Source organism: Bradyrhizobium sp. ARR65, from assembly GCF_000472385.1.
Taxonomy (GTDB): Bacteria; Pseudomonadota; Alphaproteobacteria; order Rhizobiales; family Xanthobacteraceae; genus Bradyrhizobium.
In genome coordinates, this window is sequence record NZ_AWZU01000020.1 from 20,875 (window position 1) to 43,830 (window position 22,956).

At 64.0% G+C, this 22,956-nt stretch carries 18 protein-coding genes and 1 pseudogene; 11 read left to right on the forward strand and 8 right to left on the reverse strand.

Features of this window, described 5'->3' with window-relative positions:
- The first annotated feature begins 22 nt into the window (after nucleotides 1-22).
- The 3 genes from F758_RS0121585 to F758_RS0121595 all read left to right on the forward strand — a co-directional run bounded on the left by F758_RS0121585 (nucleotide 23) and on the right by F758_RS0121595 (nucleotide 3,004).
- Nucleotides 23-502, forward strand: coding sequence for a MaoC family dehydratase (locus tag F758_RS0121585; protein WP_024509829.1), 480 nt, complete (start codon nucleotides 23-25; stop codon nucleotides 500-502).
- 145 nt (nucleotides 503-647) lie between these two features.
- A complete protein-coding gene (locus F758_RS0121590) occupies nucleotides 648-1,565 on the forward strand; it encodes an SDR family NAD(P)-dependent oxidoreductase (RefSeq protein WP_024509830.1) in 918 nt (305 codons plus the stop codon).
- A 173-nt stretch (nucleotides 1,566-1,738) separates the two neighbouring features.
- Nucleotides 1,739-3,004 (forward strand): BaiN/RdsA family NAD(P)/FAD-dependent oxidoreductase, encoded by a 1,266-nt coding sequence (locus F758_RS0121595; protein ID WP_502689167.1) that lies wholly within the window; start codon nucleotides 1,739-1,741, stop codon nucleotides 3,002-3,004.
- 77 nt (nucleotides 3,005-3,081) lie between these two features.
- On the opposite strand, the gene F758_RS0121600 is transcribed toward F758_RS0121595, so the two are convergent.
- Nucleotides 3,082-3,777: a TetR/AcrR family transcriptional regulator gene (locus F758_RS0121600; protein ID WP_024509832.1), complete on the reverse strand. Its 696-nt coding sequence runs from the start codon at nucleotides 3,775-3,777 to the stop codon at nucleotides 3,082-3,084.
- A 99-nt stretch (nucleotides 3,778-3,876) separates the two neighbouring features.
- Here F758_RS0121600 and F758_RS0121605 point away from each other — a divergent pair, with 99 nt between their 5' ends.
- Nucleotides 3,877-5,031, forward strand: coding sequence for an FAD-dependent oxidoreductase (locus tag F758_RS0121605; protein WP_024509833.1), 1,155 nt, complete (start codon nucleotides 3,877-3,879; stop codon nucleotides 5,029-5,031).
- 36 nt (nucleotides 5,032-5,067) lie between these two features.
- On the opposite strand, the gene F758_RS0121610 is transcribed toward F758_RS0121605, so the two are convergent.
- Together F758_RS0121610 and F758_RS44290 are read right to left on the reverse strand one after the other, a co-directional pair.
- On the reverse strand, nucleotides 5,068-6,234 hold the full coding sequence (locus tag F758_RS0121610) for a PepSY-associated TM helix domain-containing protein (protein WP_024509834.1): 1,167 nt from the start codon (nucleotides 6,232-6,234) through the stop codon (nucleotides 5,068-5,070).
- A gap of 23 nt (nucleotides 6,235-6,257) precedes the next feature.
- Nucleotides 6,258-8,176 (reverse strand): annotated as a pseudogene (locus tag F758_RS44290) (TonB-dependent siderophore receptor).
- Between F758_RS44290 and F758_RS51945 the strand changes: the two are divergent.
- Entirely contained in the window at nucleotides 8,117-8,344 is a 228-nt protein-coding gene (locus tag F758_RS51945) for a hypothetical protein (protein ID WP_245286552.1), read from the forward strand. The pseudogene F758_RS44290 and the gene F758_RS51945 sit on opposite strands and share 60 nt — an antisense overlap.
- A gap of 854 nt (nucleotides 8,345-9,198) precedes the next feature.
- Here F758_RS51945 and F758_RS0121625 read toward each other — a convergent pair.
- Together F758_RS0121625 and F758_RS0121630 are read right to left on the reverse strand one after the other, a co-directional pair.
- The gene (locus F758_RS0121625; protein WP_024509836.1) at nucleotides 9,199-10,278 is read right to left on the reverse strand and encodes a D-TA family PLP-dependent enzyme; all 1,080 of its coding nucleotides are present in this window, start codon (nucleotides 10,276-10,278) and stop codon (nucleotides 9,199-9,201) included.
- A 3-nt stretch (nucleotides 10,279-10,281) separates the two neighbouring features.
- A complete protein-coding gene (locus tag F758_RS0121630) occupies nucleotides 10,282-12,096 on the reverse strand; it encodes an ABC-F family ATP-binding cassette domain-containing protein (protein WP_024509837.1) in 1,815 nt (604 codons plus the stop codon).
- 149 nt (nucleotides 12,097-12,245) lie between these two features.
- On the opposite strand from F758_RS0121630, the gene F758_RS0121635 reads away from it, so the two are divergent.
- Nucleotides 12,246-13,046 carry a hotdog family protein gene (locus F758_RS0121635; protein WP_024509838.1) on the forward strand — a complete coding sequence of 267 codons (801 nt, stop codon included), beginning with the start codon at nucleotides 12,246-12,248 and terminating at the stop codon, nucleotides 13,044-13,046.
- 145 nt (nucleotides 13,047-13,191) lie between these two features.
- Here F758_RS0121635 and F758_RS0121645 read toward each other — a convergent pair whose 3' ends face one another.
- A complete protein-coding gene (locus F758_RS0121645) occupies nucleotides 13,192-15,564 on the reverse strand; it encodes a xanthine dehydrogenase family protein molybdopterin-binding subunit (protein WP_024509839.1) in 2,373 nt (790 codons plus the stop codon).
- A 184-nt stretch (nucleotides 15,565-15,748) separates the two neighbouring features.
- Between F758_RS0121645 and F758_RS0121650 the strand changes: the two genes are divergently transcribed.
- Both F758_RS0121650 and F758_RS0121655 read left to right on the forward strand, forming a co-directional pair.
- Nucleotides 15,749-16,816 carry a Ppx/GppA phosphatase family protein gene (locus F758_RS0121650; protein WP_024509840.1) on the forward strand — a complete coding sequence of 356 codons (1,068 nt, stop codon included), beginning with the start codon at nucleotides 15,749-15,751 and terminating at the stop codon, nucleotides 16,814-16,816.
- Nucleotides 16,817-16,960: 144 nt separating this feature from the next.
- Nucleotides 16,961-17,656 carry an RlmE family RNA methyltransferase gene (locus F758_RS0121655; RefSeq protein WP_024509841.1) on the forward strand — a complete coding sequence of 232 codons (696 nt, stop codon included), beginning with the start codon at nucleotides 16,961-16,963 and terminating at the stop codon, nucleotides 17,654-17,656.
- A 135-nt stretch (nucleotides 17,657-17,791) separates the two neighbouring features.
- On the opposite strand, the gene F758_RS0121660 is transcribed toward F758_RS0121655, so the two are convergent.
- The gene (locus F758_RS0121660) at nucleotides 17,792-17,974 is read right to left on the reverse strand and encodes a hypothetical protein (protein ID WP_024509842.1); all 183 of its coding nucleotides are present in this window, start codon (nucleotides 17,972-17,974) and stop codon (nucleotides 17,792-17,794) included.
- Between the two features lie 251 nt (nucleotides 17,975-18,225).
- Nucleotides 18,226-19,701 (reverse strand): DHA2 family efflux MFS transporter permease subunit, encoded by a 1,476-nt coding sequence (locus tag F758_RS0121665; protein ID WP_024509843.1) that lies wholly within the window; start codon nucleotides 19,699-19,701, stop codon nucleotides 18,226-18,228.
- Between the two features lie 134 nt (nucleotides 19,702-19,835).
- Between F758_RS0121665 and F758_RS0121670 the strand changes: the two genes are divergently transcribed.
- The 3 genes from F758_RS0121670 to curA all read left to right on the forward strand — a co-directional run bounded on the left by F758_RS0121670 (nucleotide 19,836) and on the right by curA (nucleotide 22,915).
- Nucleotides 19,836-20,087: a hypothetical protein gene (locus tag F758_RS0121670; RefSeq protein ID WP_024509844.1), complete on the forward strand. Its 252-nt coding sequence runs from the start codon at nucleotides 19,836-19,838 to the stop codon at nucleotides 20,085-20,087.
- Nucleotides 20,088-20,279: 192 nt separating this feature from the next.
- The gene (gene guaB, locus F758_RS0121675; RefSeq protein WP_024509845.1) at nucleotides 20,280-21,776 is read left to right on the forward strand and encodes an IMP dehydrogenase; all 1,497 of its coding nucleotides are present in this window, start codon (nucleotides 20,280-20,282) and stop codon (nucleotides 21,774-21,776) included.
- 116 nt (nucleotides 21,777-21,892) lie between these two features.
- Nucleotides 21,893-22,915, forward strand: a complete 1,023-nt coding sequence (gene curA, locus F758_RS0121680; protein ID WP_024509846.1) for an NADPH-dependent curcumin/dihydrocurcumin reductase — start codon at nucleotides 21,893-21,895, stop codon at nucleotides 22,913-22,915.
- The last annotated feature ends 41 nt before the right edge of the window (nucleotides 22,916-22,956 follow it).

The following is a 22,956-nucleotide window of genomic DNA, read 5'->3' on the forward strand; positions in this document are numbered from 1 at the left end:
AATAGAGAGAAAATAGCAGAGAATGAACGAAGTCTGGAAGAAGCCGCCGATCTCCCTGGAAGCATATCGGAACATGGTCGGCCGTGAGATCGGCGTGTCCTCATGGCATCTGATCGATCAAAGCCGTATCAACCTCTATGCCGATGTGATCGAGGATCACCAATTCATCCATGTCGATCCGGAGCGGGCGAAACGCGAAACGGCGTTTGGCACCACGATCGCCCATGGCTTTCTCACGATGTCGCTGATGAGCATCATGTCCTATGAGGTGATGCCCGTGATCGAAGGCACGACGATGGGCGTCAATTACGGCTTTGACAAGCTGCGCTTCATCTCGCCGGTGCGCGCGGGCTCGCGCGTGCGCGGGCGATTCACGCTCGCCGAGGCCAAGCTGCGCAAGCCCAAGGAGCTGCAGTCCCGCACCAATGTCACGGTCGAGATCGAGGGCGAGGACAGGCCCGCGCTGGTCGCCGACTGGATCGGTCTCATTTATTTCAGCTAGCTCTGCGGTCATTGCCGGGCTTGACCCGGCAATCCATCATTGCTCAAAGGACTTCTAGATTTTTGATGGATGCCCGGGTCATCCCTGATCGGATCGCGGACAGGCGCCGGGCATGACGAAAAACGAACATCCGGGAATTGCACTCATGACAATCAGGTTTGACGGACGCGTGGCCATCGTGACCGGCGCGGGCAATGGTCTTGGTCGGGCGCACGCGTTGGGGCTCGCCAGCCGCGGCGCCAAGGTCGTGGTCAACGATTTCGGCGGCGCGCGCGACGGCACCGGCGGCTCGCTCACGCCGGCGCAAGCCGTGGTCGAGGAAATCAAGAAGGCCGGCGGTATGGCGATGGCCGACGGCGCCGACGTCTCCAATTTCGAACAGGTCAAGGCGATGGTCGACTGCGCGACCAAGGAGTGGGGCCGGGTCGATCTGCTCTGCGCCAATGCCGGCATCCTGCGTGACAAGTCCTTTACCAAGATGGAAGCGGCCGATTTTTCCAAGGTGCTCGACGTGCATCTGGTCGGCACCTTCTACTGCTGCAAGGCGGTGTGGGAGGGCATGCGCGAGCGCAATTACGGGCGCATCGTGCTGACCACCTCGTCCTCCGGCCTCTACGGCAATTTCGGCCAGGCGAATTATGGCGCGGCGAAATCCGGCATGGTCGGCCTGATGAACGTGCTCGCCGAAGAGGGGCGCAAGTACAACGTCCGCGTCAACACGATCTCGCCGACCGCGGCAACCCGCATGACGGAAGAACTGCTTCCGCCGCAGGCGCTGCAGCTCATGAAGCCGGAAGCAATCACGCCGGCGGTGGAATATCTGCTGAGCGAAGACGCGCCGACCCGCACCATCATGGGCGCGGGCGCCGGCTCGTTCGCGGTGATCAAGATCTTGGAAAGCGAAGGCATCAACCTGTCGGAATCGGAATGGACGCCGGATGCGGTCGCCGCGCACTTTGCCGAGATCGCCGACATGTCGAAGGCCAGGGCGCTGGAGGGAGCCTTCCAGCAGACGCAGAAATACGTGGCACAAGCCGCGGCACGGCTGGGGATCAAGCTTTAACTGCTCGGACGCGGCCACATTCTCCGCCGTCATCGCCGGGCTTGACCCGGCCATCCACGAAAGGCCACTGGAGGGAAGGCGTGGATGCCCGGCCCTTCGCCTCGCCGAGGGGGCTTCGGCCCGCAGGCGGGACAAGCCCGGGCATGAGGACCCTTTGTGGCTCTGCACGGTGCATGATGTCTTCTACCACAAGCGACGTCGCCATCATCGGTGCCGGCCCCGCCGGGCTGATTGCGGCCGAGGTGCTGGCGCAGGGCGGCGCCGGCGTCACGGTGTTCGACGCTATGCCGTCTGCGGGGCGCAAGCTTCTGATGGCCGGCCGGGGCGGGCTCAATCTCACCCACAGCGAGCCGTTGCCGCAGTTTCTGGCACGCTATCGCGAGGCAAGGCCGAAGCTGGAAGCTGCGATCGCGGCGTTTCCGCCGGAACGCTTGCGCGAATGGAGCGAGGCGCTCGGCCAGCCGACCTTTGTCGGCTCCAGCGGGCGGGTGTTTCCCGAAGCATTCAAAGCCTCTCCTTTGCTGCGCGCCTGGCTGCGGCGGCTCGATGCCGCGGGCGTGCGCTTTGGGTTTCGTCATCGCTGGGCCGGATGGGACGCCGAGGGCCGCTTGCTGTTTCGCGCTCCCGACGGAGAAAGGCTCGTACAGGCGCGCGCCACCGTGCTGGCGCTCGGCGGGGCGAGCTGGCCCCGGCTCGGCGCGGATGCCGCGTGGGCCGAGATCCTCGCAACAAAGGGCGTCACGATTGCGCCATTCAAGCCGGCCAATTGCGGCTTCAAGGTTGACTGGTCGGATCTCTTTCGCACCCGTTTTGAGGGACAGCCGCTCAAGGGCGCTGCGTTGTCGTTCGGCTCGGAAAGCGTCCGAGGCGAAGCGATCGTGACGCGTAACGGGCTGGAGGGCGGCGCAATCTATGCGCTTGCGGCGGACTTACGTACTGCAATCGAAAGCAATGGCGCGGCGATGCTGCAGGTTGCCTTGCGTCCCGATCTCGAGCAGAGCGAACTTGCAAAGCGGCTGGCGGCGCCTCGGGGAAAGCAATCGCTGTCGAATTTTCTCCGCAAGTCTGTCCAGCTATCGCCCGTCGCAATCGGGCTGCTGCAGGAAGCGGCGATCGCTTCCGGTGTTTCCCTGTCCTCGCTGTCTCCGGAGAAGCTTGCCGCGCTGATCAACGTGGTACCGATCAGGCTGACCGGCGTGGCGCCGATCGCGCGCGCGATTTCGAGTGCGGGCGGCATAGCGCTTGATGAACTCGATACGGATTTCATGGTCCGCCGCTTGCCCGGCGTCTTCGCCGCGGGCGAAATGCTGGATTGGGAGGCGCCGACCGGCGGCTATCTGTTGCAGGCCTGTTTTGCCACCGGCGTCGCTGCTGGCGAGGGCGCGCTGCGGTGGCTGAAGAGGATTGAGTGCGATACGCCAGCGCGGATCGTGCGCTGAGGCCTGTGGGAATTTCCAAGATGGTTCAAGTGTGATTCACGCTGATCAATTCCCAACGTGGCCTAGCGTTTGACGCATCACCGGGCATCCTCTCGAAGGGTTCCGATGCCGGCCAGGATCAGGTCGATGCCTGCAAGGAATTGCTCGCGGTCGTCGTGCTCGCGTAGCTGCGTCGCCACCTGACGCACAAAGGAGTACTCTGAGGGGTCGAGCTGCGCCCACCGTGCGGCCACGGCCCCGAGAAACGTCGCCCGATCCGTCCCAGGCGGGACGAGGCGGGCATTCGCGGCGTTCTGTCCGGCGACGCCGAGGACGTAGTTCACGAGCGCAGACGCGGCGTCGAACTGCGCGCGTTCTGGGACACCAAGCGCCCGGAGCCGCCCGCCGATGCCCTCGAGGATCTGTAGCATTGCGGGCCGCCACGGCTCTCGGAAGAGCTGGGCGCCCGCCCAGGGGTGCGCATCGATCGCGTCGAACACACCAAGGGCGATGGCGCGGATTGCCTCCCGCGGCTCCGCGCCACTCACGACCCCAGTCATGACACGGGCGACGACCTCGTCGGTCGCGGCCGCGAGCAGCTCGCTCTTGTCGGCGACATGCCAGTAGATCGCCCCGCTCCCTGTCGCCAGACGAGCCGCGAGTGCGCGGAAGGTCAGGGCGCTCTCGCCGTCGGTGTCGAGGATCTTTATCGCGGCCTCGACGATCCGCTCCTTTGAGAGCGCGTCCATGCGCCGTTCGGTCCGTGGAGTCTTGGTTTGAGTCTTGGTCGCCATGAACTGTATCTTGACATGGATGGAACGCTGTTCCAATACCGCCAACTATGGAACGCCGTTCCAGTCCACTTCTGCCAGTCCACTTCCGAAAGGCACCAGATGACGATGCCCATCACGATTGTCGGTGCGGGCCTTGGCGGCCTCACCCTCGCACGCGTCCTCCATATTCACGGCATCCCCGCGACGATCTACGAGGCGGAGCCCTCGGCGGACGCCCGCACGCAGGGCGGGATGCTCGATATCCACGAGGACGACGGCCAGTTCGCGCTCAAGGCGGCAGGTCTGTTCGACGCGTTCCTCGGCTTGATCCACGAAGGTGGCCAAGCCTCGCGGGTGCTCGACCGGCACGGGAAGGTGTTCCTTGAGGAGCCCGACGACGGCAAAGGCGGACGGCCCGAGGTGCGTCGGGGCGATCTGCGGCGCATTCTCCTCGATTCCCTGCCTGCCGAGACGGTGCTGTGGGGGAAGAGGCTCACCGGTGTCGCGGCGCTCGGCGACGGCCGACATGAGCTGACATTCGCGGACGGCTCCACTGTGAGCACCGAACTCCTCGTCGGGGCCGACGGCGCCTGGTCGAAAGTCCGGCCGCTGCTGTCGGGCGCCAAGCCCGAGTATGTCGGCACGACGTTCATCGAGACTTACTTGTACGACGCCGACGCACGGCACCCCGCGGCGGCCGAAGCGGTCGGCGGCGGCGCAATGTTCGCGCCCGCCCCGGGAAAGGGGATCTTCGCGCATCGCGAGCCAGGGAGCGTCCTCCACGCATACATCGCGCTGAACCGTCCCGCCGAGTGGATTGCGGGCATCGATTTCACCGACGCCAGCACCGCGACGGCCCGGATTGCGGCCGAGTTCGACGGGTGGGCGCCGGCGCTCACCGCGCTGATCACCGACGGCGACACCCCGCCGGTCCCGCGCGTGCTTCACGCTCTTCCGAACGGGCATCGATGGGACCGCGTGCCTGGGGTGACGCTGCTTGGTGACGCCGCGCACCTGGCGCCGCCAGCGGGCGAGGGCGCGAACCTGGCGATGCTCGACGGCGCCGAACTCGGGAAGGCGATCGCCGCGCGCCCCGATGACGTCGAAGCGGCGCTCGCCGCCTACGAAGAAGCGATGTTCCCTCGCAGTCAGACGGCCGCCGCAGAGTCGCACCGGGTACTGGCGCTCTGCCTCGACGACCGCGCGCCGCTCGGACTCATCGACTTCTTCACCGGTGCGATCAAGGGGGAGCGCGACCGACCCGCACAGTCCTGATGCACCCCGCCGGCGTGCGACGGCGCGCGGCGCTTCTCATTCACCTGGAACCAGGCTCCTGAGTGGCTGCCGCGAGACTCGCTTGAGCTTCCGGCGCGACAGATACAACAGAATGCCCGTGATCATGAACAGCGGCATCAGGCCCGCCGCCAGCATGAACAGGAGCTTGCCCGGCCAGCCAAGAATGCTGCCGCGGTGAATGTCGAGCACGCTCGAAAGGATCCGCTCGCCGATGGTTTTGTCCGCGTAGATCTCGGACGATAGGATCTGGCCGGTAACGGCATCTACGCGAAATTCGTCGCGCGCGCCCTCATGCGACACGCCCTGCACCCAGGACCGGATGCGCACGATCGTCCCGGCGCCGGCCGGCAGTGTGAGCTGGGCGGTTGCAAAGCGGCTGCCCTGTTCGTGCAAGAAGGTGGACCATGCACGATCGAGTGCGATCGCTCTGCCATCGGCTGTGCCGGTGCCGCGCGGCGGTTTTGGTTGCGTCATCGCAGCGGTCGGACGCGACAGCAGCCAAGTGGCGCCGTTGCGATACCATTCGAATGAATACCAGAGGCCCGTGGAGGCGATCACCAAATAGATCGGCAATACCCAGGTGCCGACGACAGCATGCAGCGACCTGTGCAGGCCCCGGCCGCGCAACATCAGATTGGGCTTCAGCCACATCTTCACGCTGCCGGCGCGAGGGGGCCATCGTAGCACGAGGCCTGAGATCAGGAGCACGACCAGGCAGACGGTTGTGATTCCTGTGATCGTTCGGCCATAACCATTGCCGTCGCCGGGCAATAGCAGCCAGCGATGGAGTTTGCGGATAGTGACGAAGAAGTCCTCGCCGCGAGGTTTGCCCAGCACGTGCGCATCGTAGGGATCGACATAGACCGAGGATGGCCGCGAGCTGTCCTCGCTGCGAACAAACCGAACGCGCGCCGCCACGGCGAGATTGCTCGACAGCGTCACCGCCGAAACTTTCCCAACGCCGCCAGCCGCCCGCAGTCGTGCGATCAGCTCATCGGGTGTCAGCCTCGGAGTCGGGCGAGCCTCAACCCGCATTAGCCCGGCATTCAAATAGGCCTCGATTTCATCTTCGAAGCTCATTGTCGCGCCGGTGATCCCCATCAGGGCCAGCACCAGCGAGAATGCAAGGCCGATGATCGAATGAACCTGCAACAGCGCCGGTTTGATTGCGCGCATGTTCATGAATGAAAGCATGTGCGGCGCGCTCAAAACTTCACCGTCGCCGAGAGCGACACGCGCCGCGCATCACCGATCGCGACGTTCAAGATGTTCACGGCCGACGGATAGTAGACGGTGTCGAACAGGTTGTGGACGTTCAACTGGTAGATGACGGGCAGGTTTTCGTATTTTGTCTCGTAGGTCGCAAAGACGTCCGCGACGGTATAGGCCGGCAGCACGAACGTGTTGCTTGCGTCGCCGGGCCGATCGAGATCGAACTTGATGCCCGTCTCCCATTGCGTGCCTTCTTCGGGCGGGATGTTGGAGCCGATGACGATCCCGCCCGTGAGCGGCGCGATGGTCGAGGACGGCTTCGCCGACTGCATATAGCTTGCGTAGAGCGAAAGCTGTTCGGTGAGCTTGAGAATGGCCCCGCCAAGCGGGAGCACCTTGTCTCCGCTCAGATCGGTGTTGGTGACGAACGGCCGTCCTTTTCCGGCCAGTTGATCGAACTGCATGTAACGCACGCCGCCGACGAGCGCGAGGCGGTTGGTCAGGTGCAGCGTGTCCTGAAAAAACAGGGATTGCTGGCCGAGCTTGTCGGTCTGGTCGCTGTCGCTGGCCGAGACTGTCGTGCCCGGCTGGACCAATTCGTAGGCTGGATTGTAGAAATTGAAGTTGGGCGTCGCCTGCCGGATCATGTCCTTGCGGTAGATCGTGCGATATTGGGCGTCGCCGCCGAACAGCAAGTCGTTCCGCAGACCGCCCAGCCAGAAGCCGCCTTGCAGGTAGGACGTGCCATAACTGACATTGCTGAGCGAACCTTGCGTTCCGTCATCGCTGCGCTTTTCGATGCCAGTCTTGGCATCGACCGAGGTGATGCGGAGCTGATTGGCGCTGAAGGTTTCGGTATCGTAGCTGTAGGCCGCAAAAACCTTCCACTCCTCGTTGAGCCGCTGCTCGACGGAAGCCTGCATCAGGTCGGAAGTGCCCCACATGTTATTGAAGGGCTCGTCGAGCCTGCGCGTCGCGGGAATCGCAAGCGGCGCTTTCGTCGCCGCGTCGAAGGCGGTGCCGCGGTCGAACGGATAGAGAAAGTCGCGATGCTCATAGTTGAGCTGGACCGTGGTGGTCTCGCCATACCACGCGAGCGACGGGGCGATCAGCGTTTCGCGGTGGCGCCCGAAATTGCGCCAGTAGTCCTCGTTGACGCCATAGGCGATGAAGCGGTAGGCGAGACCATCCTGGCCGATCGGGCCGGTGATGTCGAACGTCGCGTCGGCGCCGTTCTTGTTGCCGTAGGTCGAGCCGAGCAGCGTGATCGAGCCGTGCTGATAGAGCTCGGGGCGCTTGCTGATCGTGTTCACGATGCCGCCGGGGTCCATGATCCCGTACAGCAGCGACGCTGGGCCTTTCAGGACCTCGACGCTTTCGACTGTGGCATTGAGGCTGCGGCCCTGAACCAGCGGCATGCCGTTGCGCATGATCGAGCCGTCGCGATTGTCGCCGAAGCCGCGCCGGATGACGGCGTCCTGGGTGCCGGCGAGCGTGTTGGTCTGGGTGATGCCGCTGACATTGACGAGCGCGTCGTCGAGGTTGCGCGGCAACTGATCCTTCAGCACCTGCTCGGGCACGACGTTGACGACCTGCGAGGTGTCGAGTGGCGATGCGCCGCTGCGCAGAGTGGTCGCGCTGGGCGTAGCACGATAGCCGAGCTTGGCTTCAGACAGCGCTGCCGCTGCAGCGGCGGCGCGCTCAGACGGCGTGGTTGAGCGGGCGTGGCGTTTCGATCCTGTCGATGCGCTGCCGCCGCTTGGGTCCACCGAACTGACGACGCGGTCGCCGTCGCCGGCTTCCGCCTTTGTGCCGGTGCATCGACCGTCACAGATGGCAGGGGCACACTCGATTGGGCACCTGCGTTCGTGTTGGAAAGGGAAACATCGGCAAGAAGGATGACGGCCCCGATGAGAAGGTGCGCGTGACACTTTCCGGTTCGATTTTGATCATCTCCTGTCCGCAGACAACGACAATCGACATTGATCGTCACTTCGATTCACTTCCAAGTCAGGCAACAACATTCGCGACGGCGCCTCTAGCAGCCGCTGCGGATGAAGAGAACATCTGCCGGAATTGAATCTCTCTAAGCGCGAATGAACATCGCGAGCCATTCGTGGGCAGCGGCCGCGCATGCGCTTGATAGTTCGCGACTCGCACCTTGGGGAGCGTCGACCAGCGGCTTTCTGTCGCAGCCTGCCCGTAAGGTGGCTTGTGCAGCAAAATGCACTGAATGATGGTGGCACGGTGATGGATTTCGCGGAGCCTGTCATCGGCGTGCGTCCGCCCGACCGGTTAACTCTACCTCATCGTATCGATCTGCGCTGAAGGATCCTGCCGCTCACATCGCACCACCGAGACAGCGAACCTGTCCTGTCGGAAGGGGGGAACGTTGACAGACCGGCGGCATTGACGGTCGTCGGCAACTAGGCCGGCGTGCAAAGAGGAGGGAATGCAGATGAGCAACGTTTATCTCGCGGCAGCATGCGGCATCGCGTTCCTGGGCGTTTGCAGCTTCGCAAACGCGCAAGGAACTGGGACGGGTTCAACTGCGACCGGCACGGCTACGAACCAGTGTTGGGACGTGAGCAGCAATGTGGTCCGCGACAGAAGCGGCACCAATGCAACCGGGCCATCTGGAAACAGCACGGTCGGATCGGCCACATCGCAGGGGCCAAGCTCCAGCACTTCTGCTTCGGGGTCTTCTGGTACCGGCGCTTCTTCAGGGACCAGCGCTAACGCCAATGCGTCGGCACGACCGCCGGGAATGCCAGACTGCTAGGTGCTGAGAATCCGAGGTAGTGTAGCGCGGCGAAAGCCGAACGAGTGCGACGGGGTGATGGGTTTCGCGGAGCCTGTCATCGGGTACATCCGCGTGACGCATTGGGTCAACTCCAGCCGAGATTGCTGGCCTCGTCGCGATAACGCGGCGCGTTACCGCAGCTTGCCGCGCGCGGCAACCGGCAGCGTGCCCAAGATCTCCTCGCCGCGCACCATGACGACCTCATCCATCATGTTGACGACGACGCACACGTGGTTCGGCACGATCCGTACGACGTCGCCGACATTGGGGCGGGTATTGCTGCGAGAGAGATCGAGAAAGCCGTGCTCCTCGGCAAAGCGCGCGATCCTGGCTTCGGGATGTTCGAGGATCAGACCATAACCCTCGAGGCCGCCCGAGTCGGAGGTCAGCGTCTTGGAGCCGGCGTCGAGAATGCCGCGCTCCGGCGCGGCGCGGCTCACCACCGTCGAATAGATGTTCAGCGCGCAATCGTCCCAGGTTGCAACACCGGCAGCGACCTGCATGCGGTCGTTATAGATATAGGTGCCGAAGCGGTGTTCGGTCGCGCCCTTGAGGCTGCCGAGGTTTTTCAGGTTCGGCGTACCGCCCGTCGAGACGATCGAGGCATCGAGCCCGTGTTCCCGCACACCAGCGAGGGCCTGGTCGAAAAACTTCTGCGCCTCCGGCCAGCCGGTTTCGGTGGGATAGAGCATGAAGCCGGCAAATCTCAGCCCCTTTGACGCGGCGATGTGGCGCGCGAGCGCAATCGCTTCCGCCGGCGTTTCGACGCCGGCGCGCTTACGCCCGGTGTCGCATTCGACCACGACCGACAAGGGACGCCCGGATATTTCGGCGGCTTGCGGCAAGCCGGCGATGACCACAGGATTGTCGGCGGCAACGGTCATATTGGCCTTCGCCTGCAGGGCGCCGAGGCGCGCCATCTTCTCCTCGCCGATCAGATTGTAACTGATCAGGATGTCGTCGATACCGGCCTCCGCCATCACCTCGGCTTCACCCAGCTTCTGGCAGGTGATGCCTTTCGCGCCCGCCGCAATCTGCATCTTGGCGAGTGTGGGATTCTTGTGCGTCTTGATATGCGGCCGGTTGGCGACGCCGGCTGCATCGCAGGCCGCCTGGATCCGCGCGATGTTGCGCTCGACCTTATCCATATCAATGACGGCGCAGGGCGTGCCGTATTCGCGGGCGATTTTTGCGGCGAGGGGAGTTGTCATTGGTTAAGCCTGTTCAATTTCTTCGCGTAACAATTCGAGCTCCAGCCAGCGATCCTCGGCCGCAGTCAGCTCCGCTTGCGCGGTCGCGATCGCGGTGGAAGCTTCGTCGAAGGTCTTGCGGTCTTTCTGGTAGAGATTGGGATCGTCGAGGAGCTTCTGCTGCTTGGCGATCTCGGCCTGCAATTTTGTGATCGTCTTCGGAAGCGTCTCCAGGGCGTGCTTTTCGTTGAAGCTCAATCGGCGCTTCGGCGCCGGTGCGGCCGGGGATGCAGCCTTCGTCTCCCTTTTCTCTTCTGTCGCCTGCTCCTTCGCGTCCTCGCGCTTTAAGTCCGCGCCGCGCTGGGCGAGCATGTCGCTATAGCCGCCGGCATATTCGACCCACTTGCCGCCGCCTTCGGGGACGATCACCGAGGTCACCACGCGATCGAGGAAATCGCGGTCGTGGCTGATCAGGATCACCGTGCCCTCGTAGTCGCCGAGCATGTCTTCGAGGACGTCGAGGGTTTCCAGGTCGAGATCATTGGTCGGCTCGTCCAGCACCAGCAGATTGGAAGGCTTTGCCAGCGCGCGCGCCAGCATCAGCCGGCCGCGCTCGCCGCCGGAGAGCACCTCTAAGGGCGTGCGCATCTGCTCCTGCGCGAACAGAAAGTCCTTCATGTAGCTGACGACGTGCTTCGGCTTGCCGCCGACCATCACATGGTCGCCGCGGCCGCCGGTCAGCGCCTCGGCCAGCGTCGATTTCGGATCGAGGCTTTCGCGGTGCTGGTCGAGCGTGGCCATCTCCAGGTTGACCCCGAGCCGCACGCTGCCGCTATCAGGCGCGATCGCGCCGGTTAGAAGATTGACAAGCGTGGTCTTGCCGGCGCCGTTCGGCCCGACAATGCCGACGCGGTCGCCGCGCTGGATGCGAATGGAGAAATTGTCGACGATCTTGCGATCGTCATAGGCCTTGCTGATGGCCTTGGCCTCGATCACCAGCTTGCCGGATTTGTCCGCCTCCGCCGCGGTGAGATTGGCGTTGCCGGCGGCGCCGCGATAGTTGCGCCGCTGCGCGCGCAGGGCGTGCAGATTGGCGAGCCGTTTGACGTTGCGCTTGCGCCGGCCGGACACGCCATAGCGCAACCAGTGCTCCTCATCGACGATCCTGCGCTCGAGCTTGTGCTGCTCGCGCTCCTCTTCCGCCAGCACCTCGTCGCGCCAGGCCTCGAAAGCGGCAAAGCCGCGGTCGATCTGCCTGACCTGGCCGCGGTCGAGCCAGGCGGTCGAGCGCGAGAGGTTGGTGAGGAAGCGACGATCGTGGCTGATCAGGACCAGCGCGCCGCGGCGGTTTTCGAGCTCGGCCTCCAGCCATTCGATCGTCGGCAGATCGAGATGGTTTGTGGGCTCGTCAAGCAGGAGAATGTCGGGCGAGGGCGCGAGCACCCGCGCCAGTGCCGCGCGGCGCGCCTCGCCACCGGAGAGATGGGCAGGATCTTCGTCGCCGGTGAGTCCGAGTTGCTCCAGGAGGTAGCGCGCCGGATAGTGGTCATCGCCGGGACCGAGGCCGGATTCGACGTAAGCCAGCGTCGTCGTGTGGTCGCCGAAATCCGGCTCCTGCGGCAGGTAGCGGATGGTCGCCCCCGGTTGCGCGAAGCGGGTGCCGCTGTCAGGCTCGACCAGGCCTGCCATGATCTTCAGCAGCGTCGACTTGCCGGAGCCGTTGCGGCCGATCAGGCAGACGCGCTCCATCGGCGACACCGAGAGCTCGACGCCGGTGAGCAGCGCTGTGCCGCCAAAGGTGAGGCGGATGTCCTTAAGCTGGATCAGCGGCGGGGCCATGAATTCGGTCGTCCGTTCCGTCTTGCGTGATTTGCGCGGGTGGTACTCCATCCCGGCATAAATGGCGAGCGAAAGGCGGGCCTTGCCAGCGCAGTTCCCGGGCGTACCATGATGGCCCGGAGCGGCCCATCAATCACGGGAAATGAGCCATGAGCAGCGCGTTTCAAAGCTATCGCGTGTCGGCCTACAACACCGCGAAACAATCCGAAAACAAGATGCATGACGATACGGTCGCGCGCCGGTTCGGCTTCTCGGGTGGCCTCGTGCCCGGTGTCGATGTCATGGCCTACATGATGCATCTGCCGGTCGCGAAGTGGGGCCGCGCGTTTCTGGAGCGCGGCCTGATCGAAGCGCGCTTCGTGAAGCCGGTCTATGACGGCGAAACTGTCGACCTCAGGGCTATCGAGAGCGACGGGGCGTTGTCCATCGAGGTCGAAAGCCGCGGCGAAGTCTGCGCGACCGGCAGTGCGTCCTTGCCCGCCGCTGCGCCGGCGGTTTCGCTGGCCGATTTCAAGGAGGTTGCCGCGGTCGCCGAGCGCAAGCCCGTGAATGCGAGCTCATACGAATTTGGCAAATGGCTCGGCACGGTGCCGCGGAGCTGGGCGGGCGACGCCGCCAAGGACTATCTCGCCGATATCAGGGAGACCGATCCGATCTACTTACGCGAAAGCCTCGCCCATCCCGGCATGCTGCAGAAGATCATGAACCGCGTGCTGGTCGACAATGCCATTCTGGGGCCTTGGATTCATGTCGGCAGTCGCATGCAATTGTTGTCCGCCGGCAAGGCTGGCGATGAGATCACCGCGCGGGCCAAGGTGACTGGCAATTATGAGAAGAAGGGCCACCGTTTCGTCGAACTCGACGCGCTGGTGGTGGCCAACGGCGCCACGCCGCTGGCGCATTGCTGGCACATTGCGATCTACCAGCCGCGCGAGCAGGCCGCGGCATGAGAGAGTTACAGCCGCCAATCTTTCCGCTCGTCATGCCCGGGCTTGTCCCGGGCATCCGCGTCTTTCCGCACGTGATGCGCCACGTGGATGGCCGGGACGAGCCCAGCCATGACGATCGTGGAGTGATCGTCCGTCCCTCGCATCCTCACGCCGCCTTGGCTTTCGCCTCCTGAATCGCCCGCCAGACGCGCTCGCTCGTCAGCGGCATGTCGATGTGCTTGATGCCGTAGTCGGAGAGCGCATCGACCACCGCGTTGACGATGGTGGAGAGGCTGCCGGCGCAGCCGGCTTCGCCGCAGCCCTTGGTGCCCAGCGGATTGGTCGTGGCCGGCACCGGATGGTCGCCCACCGTCATGAACGGAATGTCCTCCGCGCGCGGCATGGCGTAATCCATGAACGAGCCGGTGACGGGCTGGCCGCTCTCGTCATATTGCACGTGCTCCATCAGCGCCTGGCCGATGCCCTGCGCGACGCCGCCGTGGAGCTGACCTTCGACCAGCATCGGGTTGACGACCGTGCCGAAGTCGTTGACGCCGGTGTAGCGGACCACTTGCACCACGCCGGTGTCCGGATCGACCTCGACTTCCGCGACATGGCAGCCGTTCGGGAACGCCGAGGGCACCGGCTCGGTGGTGTGGTCGACATCGAGCGAGTTGGGCACGCCTTCCGGCATCTTGCCTTCGCGCAGGCGCTTTGACAGCTCGATGATGTCGATGCTGCGGTCAGTGCCCGCGATGGTGAAGCGGCCGTCGCCGAATTCGATGTCCGCTTCGGAGGCCTCCAGCAAATGCGCAGCGGCGCGCTTGCCTTGTTCAATCACGAGCCTGGAGGCCTCGACGATGGCCATGCCGCTTGCCGTGATCGAGCGCGAACCGCCGGTGCCATTGCCGGTGTGCACGATGTCGCTGTCGCCCTGTTCGAGCTTGATGCTCTCGAAGGGCACGCCGAGCTGGGCGGACAGCACCTGCGCGAACGGCGTGGCATGGCCCTGGCCGTAGTCGAGCGTGCCGGTGATCAGCCGCACGGTGCCGTCGGCCTCGAACATGATCTTGCCGAGCTCGACGCCAGGAGGGGCCGTGACCTCGAGATAGGAGCCCACGGCAATGCCGCGCAGCTTGCCGTTCTTCTTGCTCTCGCGCTTGCGCTTGGGGAAGTTCTCGTAATCCGAAAGCTCCAGCGCCTTCTCGAACACGCCCTGGAAATCGCCGCTGTCATAGGTGACGCCGGAAGCCGCATTGAACGGCATCTGGGCCGATTTGACGAAGTTGCGCTTGCGCAAGGTGAGACGGTTGATGCCCATTTCGTCCGCGGCGCGGTCGATCAGGCGCTCCATGTAGTAATTGGCCTCAGGCCGCCCGGCGCCGCGATAGGCGCCCATCAAGGTCGTGTTGGTCAGCACCGTTTTGATGTCGATTTGAATCAGCGGCGTGCGGTAGACGCTGGGGAGATTCTTGCCTGTGTTCAGCGACAGCGGGCTTGGCGCGACGCCCGTGATGTAGGCGCCGAGATTGCCATAGCCGGACAATTTGACCGCCAGGAAATGGCCTTCGGCGTCGAGCGCGAGCTCGCCATGGATTTTCTGTGCGCGGCCCTGGCTGTCGGACAGAAAGCTGGTCGAGCGCTCGTCGGTCCATTTCACGGGGCGACCGAGTTCCTTCGCGGCATGCAGGATGCAGATATATTCGGGATAGTTGATGTTCTTCATCCCGAACGAGCCGCCGACATTGGCGGTCAGCAGATGAACCTTCTCGGGCTCGACCTTCAGCAGCGTCTTGAGCATGTTGCGGTTGCCGGACACGCCTTGCGTCGGCACCTGGATCGTGTAGCGGCCGCTGTTCTTGTCGAAGGAAGCAAGACCTGCGCGCGGCTCCATCGGTACCACGGCGACACGGGTGTTGATCATATCGAGCTTGGCGATATGCGCGGCCTTGGCAAAGGCCGCCTCAATCTTGTCGGTATCGCCATAGTGATAGTCGAGCGCGACATTGTTGGGGATGTGATCATAGAGCTGTGGCGCGCCGGGCTTTGCCGCCTCCTCGGGGTCGGTAACCGCGGGCAGCGGGTCGATGTCGACGACAACCGCCTCGGCCGCGTCGCGCGCCTGAGCTGCCGTCTCCGCCACCACGAACGCGACGGGATCGCCGACGAAACGCACCTTGTCGGTCATCAGCGCGGTGCGGTTGGTCTGCAGGAGCGGCGTGCCGTCGCGATTCTTCAGCGGCAGGCCGCAAGTGAAGGGGCCGTAGCCGGCGGCGGCAAGATCGGCGCCCGTCCAGACGCCGAGCACGCCGGGCATGGCCTTGGCGGCCGAGGCGTCGATGCCCCTGATGATGCCGTGGGCGTGAGTGGAACGCACGATCCAGGCATGCACCTGGCCGGGCAGGTTGAAATCGTCGGTGTATTTGCCCTTGCCGCGCACCAGCGTATCGTCCTCCTTGCGGCGGACGGGTTGGCCGACACCGAATTTTTGCAGTGCGATAGCGGTTTCCAGAGCGGACGCGGGCGTGTGATCTTGCATGGGAAAATGCCTAATTTGCGCGAATTCGCGGGGCATTCCTCAAATATCGCACCGATACCTCCCGGACAACGCCCGTTTGGACATGGTCCCATTGGCCTGTTGCACACCCCCTTGGCACTGCTAATGTTTCAGCCGAATGAGAAATTCCGGGCCGGTCGACGAGGCCGGCGGAAAGACTTTTTGAATGAACGATGACACGCGGCTTCGCGACGGCCCCGCGCTGGCCGAAGAGCTGCAAAGGCCTGTTGCTGTGGATACGGCACCGGAGCTTTCGCGCGCCTCGGGAACCAGCGTCTACGCGGCGCTGGATCTCGGCACCAACAACTGCCGCCTGCTGATCGCCTGTCCGTCCGACGACGGCTTTCGCGTGGTGGATTCCTTCTCGCGCATCATTCGCCTGGGCGAGGGTATTTCCGCCACGGGGTGCATCAGCGAGGCCGCGATCGAGCGCGCCATCGCCGCGCTGTCCATTTGTCGCGACAAGATCGAGGCGCGGAAAGCGAAACGGCTGCGGTTGATCGCCACCGAGGCCTGCCGCGCGGCCTCGAACGCGGACCGTTTTCGCGACAGGGTGGCCGCCGAGACCGGCATAGCGCTCGAGGTGATCGACCGCGAGACCGAGGCGGCGCTGGCGGTGATCGGCTGTTCGCCGCTGGTTGACCCCAGAGGCCGCGGCGCCATTCTGTTCGACATCGGGGGCGGCTCGACCGAGCTGGTGCGGATCGAGCGCGATCCGGGCGAGCCCAATTCCGAGCCGCGCAGCAAGGCCTGGATGTCGATCCCGCTCGGCGTCGTCACGCTGGCGGAGCATTTCGGCGGCCGGGACGTGACGCGGGAGTCGTATCGGCGCATGGTCGCGGAAGTGGCGAGGCATGTCGCGCCCTTTGCGGCGGAGCACGGACGCGACCTCCGCGACATGCACCTGCTCGGGACCTCCGGTACCGTGACCACGCTCGCTGGCATTCATCTTAACCTGGCGCGCTACGATCGCAGGCGGGTCGACGGCATCTGGATGAACGGGGCCGAGATCACCACCACCGTCGACCGCCTGCTCGCGATGAGCTATCAGGAACGCGCCAGCAATCATTGCATCAGCGTCGATCGGGCCGACCTGGTGCTGGCGGGTTGCGCCATCCTGGATGCGATTCGCAGCGCCTTTCCGCTGCCCCGGCTGCGGGTCGCCGATCGCGGCCTACGCGAGGGCATGCTGGTCGAGATGATGCGCGAGGACGGCGCGCTGCGAGCGTTCTGATTTAGCTTCGTTGACGTCACCCTGGGGGCCCACCTTCCGCCATTCCGGGGGAGCCTGCAGGGCTGAACCCGGAATCTAGAGGTTGTGGTGCGAGATTCCGGGTTCGATGCTTCGCATCGCCCCGGAATGACGGTAGACAAGCATATGACAAAAGACTCCACCGGCCGGCTGCATGTCACGGTTAAGAGCAAAGGCAAACGAAAGCTGTCCTCAAAACTCTGGTTGGAGCGGCAGCTCAACGACCCTTATGTCGCTCAGGCCAAGCGGGAAGGCTTTCGCTCGCGCGCGGCCTACAAGCTGATCGAGATCGACGACAAGTTTCACGTGCTCAAGCCCGGTATGACCGTGGTGGATCTCGGCGCCGCACCCGGCGGCTGGAGCCAGGTCGCCGCCAAGCGCGTCGGTGCGCCGGCCAAGGGCAAGGTGATCGCGATCGATCTCCTGGAGATGGGGGAGATACCAGGCGTCGATTTCGCGCAGCTCGATTTCCTCGACGAGAGCGCGCCGGAAAAACTGCTAGCGATGCTCGGAGGCCGCGCCGACGTCGTCATGTCCGACATGGCGGCCAACACCACCGGCCACCGCAAGACCGATCAATTGCGCATTGTCGGCCTGGTGGAAGCCGCCGCGCTGTTTGCGAGCGAGGTGCTCAAGCCGGGCGGAGCGTTCCTGGCGAAAGTGTTTCAGAGCGGCGCCGATGCGGAGCTCTTGGCGCAGTTGAAGCGCGATTTTTCGAGCGTGAAGCACGTGAAGCCGGCGGCGAGCCGGCAGGATTCATCCGAGCGGTATGTGCTTGCAACGGGGTATCGGGGCGGCCCGAGGGCTGCGCCGGAAGTTTGATCAGTCTCTCCAGTCGTCATGGCCGGGCTTGTCCCNGCCATCCACGTCCTAGCCTGGGGGAAGAAAGACGTGGATGCCCGGGACAGCCCGGGCGTGACGGTGGGGAGAAATCGTTCGCTCCAATCGCGCCGGGCGTTAAGCACCTTCGAATTCGCTCAGGTACGAAGCCCGCTTCCGTTGCTTGATCTCGTAGCAGATGCAAATCAGCCCAAGAGCAAAGACCGCGGCAGATGTCGCACCGTGGCTGAACAGACCAATAAAGATGCTGAACGGCAGAATGATCCTGGCGACGTCCCGGAAAACGATCTGATTGGTCATTATTGCTCCTCGAAGAGGAACCGATAGTCTGGGGCGTATGAACGTATTCTGAAGGGTGCCCAAGATAGACCCGTAAGGCGCAGCTCATGCCAATTGTTGGAGAACGACTTCTGCGAGTCAGCAGGGCAGGAGGTACAGCACCGCGACACCGATAGCAGCCGCGATAGTCGGGCCCGCTGTTGCGGCTACCGATGCGCAGTATGTCCGTGATTTGCGCCCTTGGCGAGTACCTGATGCTTCGACAGGTGAGATCACCCCAACCGCTGATCGCGTGCATCTTCCGTCGTTTCGCTCGGCGCCGATGCCGCCGCCAGCGCTGCACGCTTGCGGCTGGAGATCGCCGCCACCTTGCGGCCGGAGATCTCGTGGCCGGCATCACCGGGCATCTGCCAGAAGAAATAGGAGGAGGCGGCCGAAATGACGGCGACCACGACAAACGCCGGCGCGAAGATCGTGGCGTTGAGCTCATTCACATGCCGGAACCACATCGTGGTCTCCACCGAGAATGCGCCGACTGCAACGCCCGCGGAGACCGCCAATTGCTGGTTGACGCTCACTAACGTGGTGGCCCGGCTCATCTGGGTCGGCTCGACTTCGGCATAGGCCACCGTGTTGATCGCGGTGAATTGCAGCGAGCGGAAGAAGCCGCCGACGAGAAGGATGATCATGATGAGCAGCAGCGGCGTCGTCACCGTGAACAGAGCGCAGGCCGCCAGGAAGAAGGCGCTGACAACTGCATTGACGGTCATCATGTTGCGAAAGCCGAAGGTGCGGATGATCCTCGCGGCGAGTGCTTTCATCCCCATCGCACCTGCGGAGGAGGCGAAGGTGACGAGACCGGATTGAAACGGTGTCAGCCCGAAGCCGACCTGCATCAGAAGCGGCAGGAGAAACGGCAGGGCGCCGATGCCGACGCGGAACATGAATCCGCCGATAATGCTCGCCCGCAGGGTCGAGAGCCGCAGCATCGAGAAATCGAGCACCGGCGAGCCGGTCCGCCGTGCATGGATGATGTAGAGCGTCATCGAGATCGTGCCGATCCCGATCAACGAGATCACGACGCTCCAGGGCAGCAGGTTGAGCCCGGCAACCGACAGCCCGAACGCAATTCCCGCAAGCCCGATGCCTGCCAGCACCAGCCCATAGAGATCGAAGCGCTCGAGCTCCTCGCTCTTGATGGGATCGATGAAGCGCAGCGCCATGAAGATGCCGAGCAGCCCAATAGGGATGTTGATCAGGAAGATCCAGTGCCAGGAGAAATAGGTGGTGATGAAGCCGCCGAGCGGCGGGCCGATGACGGGGCCGATCAGCGCCGGCACGGTGACCCAGGCCATCGCGTTAACCAGCGCGCTCTTGTCGATCGAGCGCAGCAGCACCAGTCGGCCGACCGGCGTCATCATCGCACCGCCCATGCCCTGCAGGATGCGCGCGATCACGAAATCGGTCACGGAGGATGAGATCGCGCAGCCGATCGAGCCCATCATGAAAACGCCGACCGCGATCGCGAACACGAGACGCGCGCCAAAACGGTCGGCGGTCCAGCCGCTCGCCGGAATGAACACGGCGAGCGACAACAGGTAGGAGGTGATGGCGAGCTTGAGCGTGAGCGGGCTTGTGCCGATATCGGCGGCGATCGCCGGCAGCGAGGTCGCAATCACCGTCGAGTCCATGTTCTCCATGAACAGGGCGGTGGCCACGATGAGCGGGATCACGCGTTCTTTGTTCATCTAGGCTTCAACCGCGGCGAGAAGCGGAAAGGAGAGGGGCCTGTATCATCCCGTTGCCGCGGAGACTATTGCGGAACCTGCATGGCCCCCTACATCCTCTGCGGCGCGAATTCGCGCCCGGAGCCATCAAAACCATGATCTACATCCTCGCAGCGCTGCTGCCGCCGCTGGGTTTGCTTTTGAACGGACAGCCCTTTTCGGCGGTTTTCAACCTCGTTCTGCTGGTCTTTTGCCTGGTTTTGGGGCTGTTTTTCCATGTCCTGCTGCTGGTGCCGTCGGCGCATGCGCTCATTGCGGTCCATATGAAGCGGGAGGAGCGGAGGCACCGCGAAGTGGTGGCGGCGATCCGCCAGTACGGGCCGCCGCCGGGCTATCCGCGCTATTGAGGTGCAGCGCGAAAGGCCCGTGCGAAAAGCCGCCGTATGACACTTTGATTCGTCACGGGCCCGTGCTATCGACCAGCGTCAACCCCACCGATGGGCATCGATTCGGCGGCGTCGCCTAAGGCTTCGCCGGTGGTCGTGTTCATCCCAGAATTTGCTGCGGCCGCCTATGGCCGCCAGAATGAGGAGTTGGCGATGGCGAAGGTCGAGGCCCTTCAGGGCATCCGCGAAGCCTATACGTTCGACGATGTGCTCCTGAAGCCCGGCCTCTCGGACGTGCTGCCCGGCGAGGTCGATATCCGCTCGCACGTCACCCGTGCAATACCGCTCAACATCCCGATCATCGCCTCCGCGATGGACACGGTGACCGAGGCGCGGATGGCGATCGCCATGGCGCAATCGGGAGGGCTCGGGGTGATTCACCGCAACTTCGACCCCGAAGGCCAGGCCGCCCAGGTACGGCAGGTGAAGAAGTTCGAATCCGGAATGGTCGTCAACCCGCTGACCATCGCACCCGAGGCGACGCTTGCGGATGCGCTGGCCTTGATGAGCCATCACGGTATTTCCGGCATTCCGGTGGTGACGGGTGGTGGCGGCGGCAAGCCGGGCAAGCTGGTTGGCATTCTCACCAATCGCGACGTGCGCTTCGCCACCGATCACAGCCAAAAAGTGTCCGAGCTGATGACGCGTGACAATCTCGTCACGGTGCGCGAAAGCGTGAGCCAGGACGAGGCCAAGCGGATGCTGCACAAGCATCGCATCGAGAAGCTCCTGGTGGTCGACGATCAGTACCGCTGCGTCGGCCTGATCACGGTGAAGGACATCGAGAAGGCGGTCGCGCATCCGCTGGCCTCAAAAGATGAGCACGGACGGCTGCGCGTGGCGGCCGCAACCACGGTCGGCGAGGGTGGTTTCGAGCGCACCGAGCGGCTGATCGATGCCGGCGTCGACCTGATCGTGGTCGATACCGCGCACGGCCATTCCTCGCGCGTTCTCGAAGCGGTCAACCGCATCAAGCGGCTGTCCAATGCGGTGCAGGTGATCGCGGGCAACATCGCGACGAAGGATGGCGCGCAGGCGCTGATCGATGCGGGCGCGGATGCCATAAAGGTCGGTATCGGCCCGGGTTCGATCTGCACCACCCGCATTGTCGCCGGCGTCGGCGTGCCGCAGCTCACCGCGATCATGGATGCGGTGGAGGCTGCAAAGAAAGCAAATGTCTGCGTCATCGCCGACGGCGGCATCAAATATTCCGGCGATCTCGCCAAAGCGCTCGCGGCCGGCGCCGACATCGCCATGGTCGGCTCGCTGCTTGCCGGCACCGATGAGACACCCGGCGAAGTGTTTCTGTGGCAGGGCCGTTCCTACAAGGCCTATCGCGGCATGGGTTCGGTCGGCGCGATGGCGCGCGGCTCGGCCGATCGCTACTTCCAGCAGGACATCAAGGATACGCTGAAGCTCGTGCCCGAGGGCATCGAGGGCCAGGTGCCGTATAAGGGCCCGGTCGCCAATGTCATGCATCAGCTCGCCGGTGGCTTGCGCGCGGCGATGGGTTATGTCGGGGCGAAGAACCTGGAAGAATTTCACGAGAAGGCGCAGTTCGTGCGCATTACTGGCGCCGGCTTGCGCGAGAGCCACGTACACGACGTGACCATCACGCGCGAGAGCCCGAACTATCCGGGCGGGGCGTAAAGGATGCCGTCGTTCCGGGCCGCGCATGAAATGCGCGAACCCGGAACCTCGAGACTCCGGGTTCGATGCTTCGCATCGCCCCGGAATGAGAGCGAAACAAGCAGGAGGAAAACGCCATGCCCCAAGGCAAGCGCATCGTTCTGGCCTCGCGTCCCCTCGGCGAGCCCAAGCCGTCCGACTTTCGCACCGAAGACTATGAGGTGCCGTCCCCGGCCGAGGGGCAGGTTCTGCTGCGCACGATCTGGCTGTCGCTCGATCCGTATATGCGCGGGCGCATGAGCGATGCGGCCTCCTATGCGCAGCCGGTGCCGATCGGTGGCGTGATGGAAGGCGGCACGGTGTGCGAGGTGATCGCTTCCAAGAGCCCGGATTACGAGAAAGGCGATATCGTGCTGGCGCGCGCCGGCTGGCAGACGCATGCGCTTGCCGACGGCAAAGGCTTGCGCAAGATCGACCCGAAGCTTGCGCCGATTTCGACTGCGGTCGGCGTGCTCGGCATGCCCGGCATGACGGCCTATACGGGCTTGCTCGAGATCGGCAAGCCGCAACCAGGCGAGACCGTCGTCGTTGCCGCTGCCTCCGGCGCGGTCGGCTCTGCTGTCGGCCAGATCGCCAGGATCAAGGGGGCGCGCGCGATCGGCATCGCCGGCGGCAAGGAGAAATGCGATTACGTCAAGCACGAGCTCGGCTTCGACGATTGCCTGGATCACCGCGATCCCGAGCTCGCGGCCAAGCTCAAGCACGCATGCCCCAAGGGCATCGACGTCTATTTCGAGAACGTCGGCGGGGCCGTATTCGAAGCGGTGTTTCCGCTGCTCAACAATTTCGCGCGCGTGCCGGTTTGCGGCCTGATCGCGCACTACAACGACACCGAGGCAAAGCCGCCGAAATGGGCGGCGAGCCTGATGCGCGCCATCCTCACAAAGCGGCTGACCTTGCGGGGCTTCATTGTCAGCGACTTTGCCGCGCGCCACGACGATTTCCTGCGCGACGTGTCGCAATGGGTGCGCGAGGGCAGGGTGAAGTACAAGGAGTTCATCACCGAAGGTCTCGACAGCGCGCCTGCGGCGCTCATCGGGCTGCTCAACGGCGCGAATTTTGGCAAGCAACTCGTGCGCGTCGGGCCCGATAAAGCGTGATCAATCGACACTGCGTACGGTCGGAGCAGGGAACGCGGGAA

What these genes read in the sequence shown, in the direction of transcription:
- F758_RS0121665 (WP_024509843.1), bottom strand. Translation starts at nt 19,701, where the DNA reads ATGAACAAAGAACGCGTGATCCCGCTCATCGTGGCCACCGCCCTGTTC.
- F758_RS0121650 (WP_024509840.1), top strand. Translation starts at nt 15,749, where the DNA reads ATGAACGATGACACGCGGCTTCGCGACGGCCCCGCGCTGGCCGAAGAG.
- F758_RS0121655 (WP_024509841.1), top strand. Translation starts at nt 16,961, where the DNA reads ATGACAAAAGACTCCACCGGCCGGCTGCATGTCACGGTTAAGAGCAAA.
- F758_RS0121645 (WP_024509839.1), bottom strand. Translation starts at nt 15,564, where the DNA reads ATGCAAGATCACACGCCCGCGTCCGCTCTGGAAACCGCTATCGCACTG.
- F758_RS0121660 (WP_024509842.1), bottom strand. Translation starts at nt 17,974, where the DNA reads ATGACCAATCAGATCGTTTTCCGGGACGTCGCCAGGATCATTCTGCCG.
- F758_RS0121630 (WP_024509837.1), bottom strand. Translation starts at nt 12,096, where the DNA reads ATGGCCCCGCCGCTGATCCAGCTTAAGGACATCCGCCTCACCTTTGGC.
- F758_RS0121590 (WP_024509830.1), top strand. Translation starts at nt 648, where the DNA reads ATGACAATCAGGTTTGACGGACGCGTGGCCATCGTGACCGGCGCGGGC.
- F758_RS0121610 (WP_024509834.1), bottom strand. Translation starts at nt 6,234, where the DNA reads ATGAACATGCGCGCAATCAAACCGGCGCTGTTGCAGGTTCATTCGATC.
- F758_RS0121585 (WP_024509829.1), top strand. Translation starts at nt 23, where the DNA reads ATGAACGAAGTCTGGAAGAAGCCGCCGATCTCCCTGGAAGCATATCGG.
- F758_RS0121635 (WP_024509838.1), top strand. Translation starts at nt 12,246, where the DNA reads ATGAGCAGCGCGTTTCAAAGCTATCGCGTGTCGGCCTACAACACCGCG.
- F758_RS0121600 (WP_024509832.1), bottom strand. Translation starts at nt 3,777, where the DNA reads ATGGCGACCAAGACTCAAACCAAGACTCCACGGACCGAACGGCGCATG.
- curA (WP_024509846.1), top strand. Translation starts at nt 21,893, where the DNA reads ATGCCCCAAGGCAAGCGCATCGTTCTGGCCTCGCGTCCCCTCGGCGAG.
- F758_RS0121595 (WP_502689167.1), top strand. Translation starts at nt 1,739, where the DNA reads ATGATGTCTTCTACCACAAGCGACGTCGCCATCATCGGTGCCGGCCCC.
- F758_RS0121670 (WP_024509844.1), top strand. Translation starts at nt 19,836, where the DNA reads ATGATCTACATCCTCGCAGCGCTGCTGCCGCCGCTGGGTTTGCTTTTG.
- F758_RS0121605 (WP_024509833.1), top strand. Translation starts at nt 3,877, where the DNA reads ATGACGATGCCCATCACGATTGTCGGTGCGGGCCTTGGCGGCCTCACC.
- guaB (WP_024509845.1), top strand. Translation starts at nt 20,280, where the DNA reads ATGGCGAAGGTCGAGGCCCTTCAGGGCATCCGCGAAGCCTATACGTTC.
- F758_RS0121625 (WP_024509836.1), bottom strand. Translation starts at nt 10,278, where the DNA reads ATGACAACTCCCCTCGCCGCAAAAATCGCCCGCGAATACGGCACGCCC.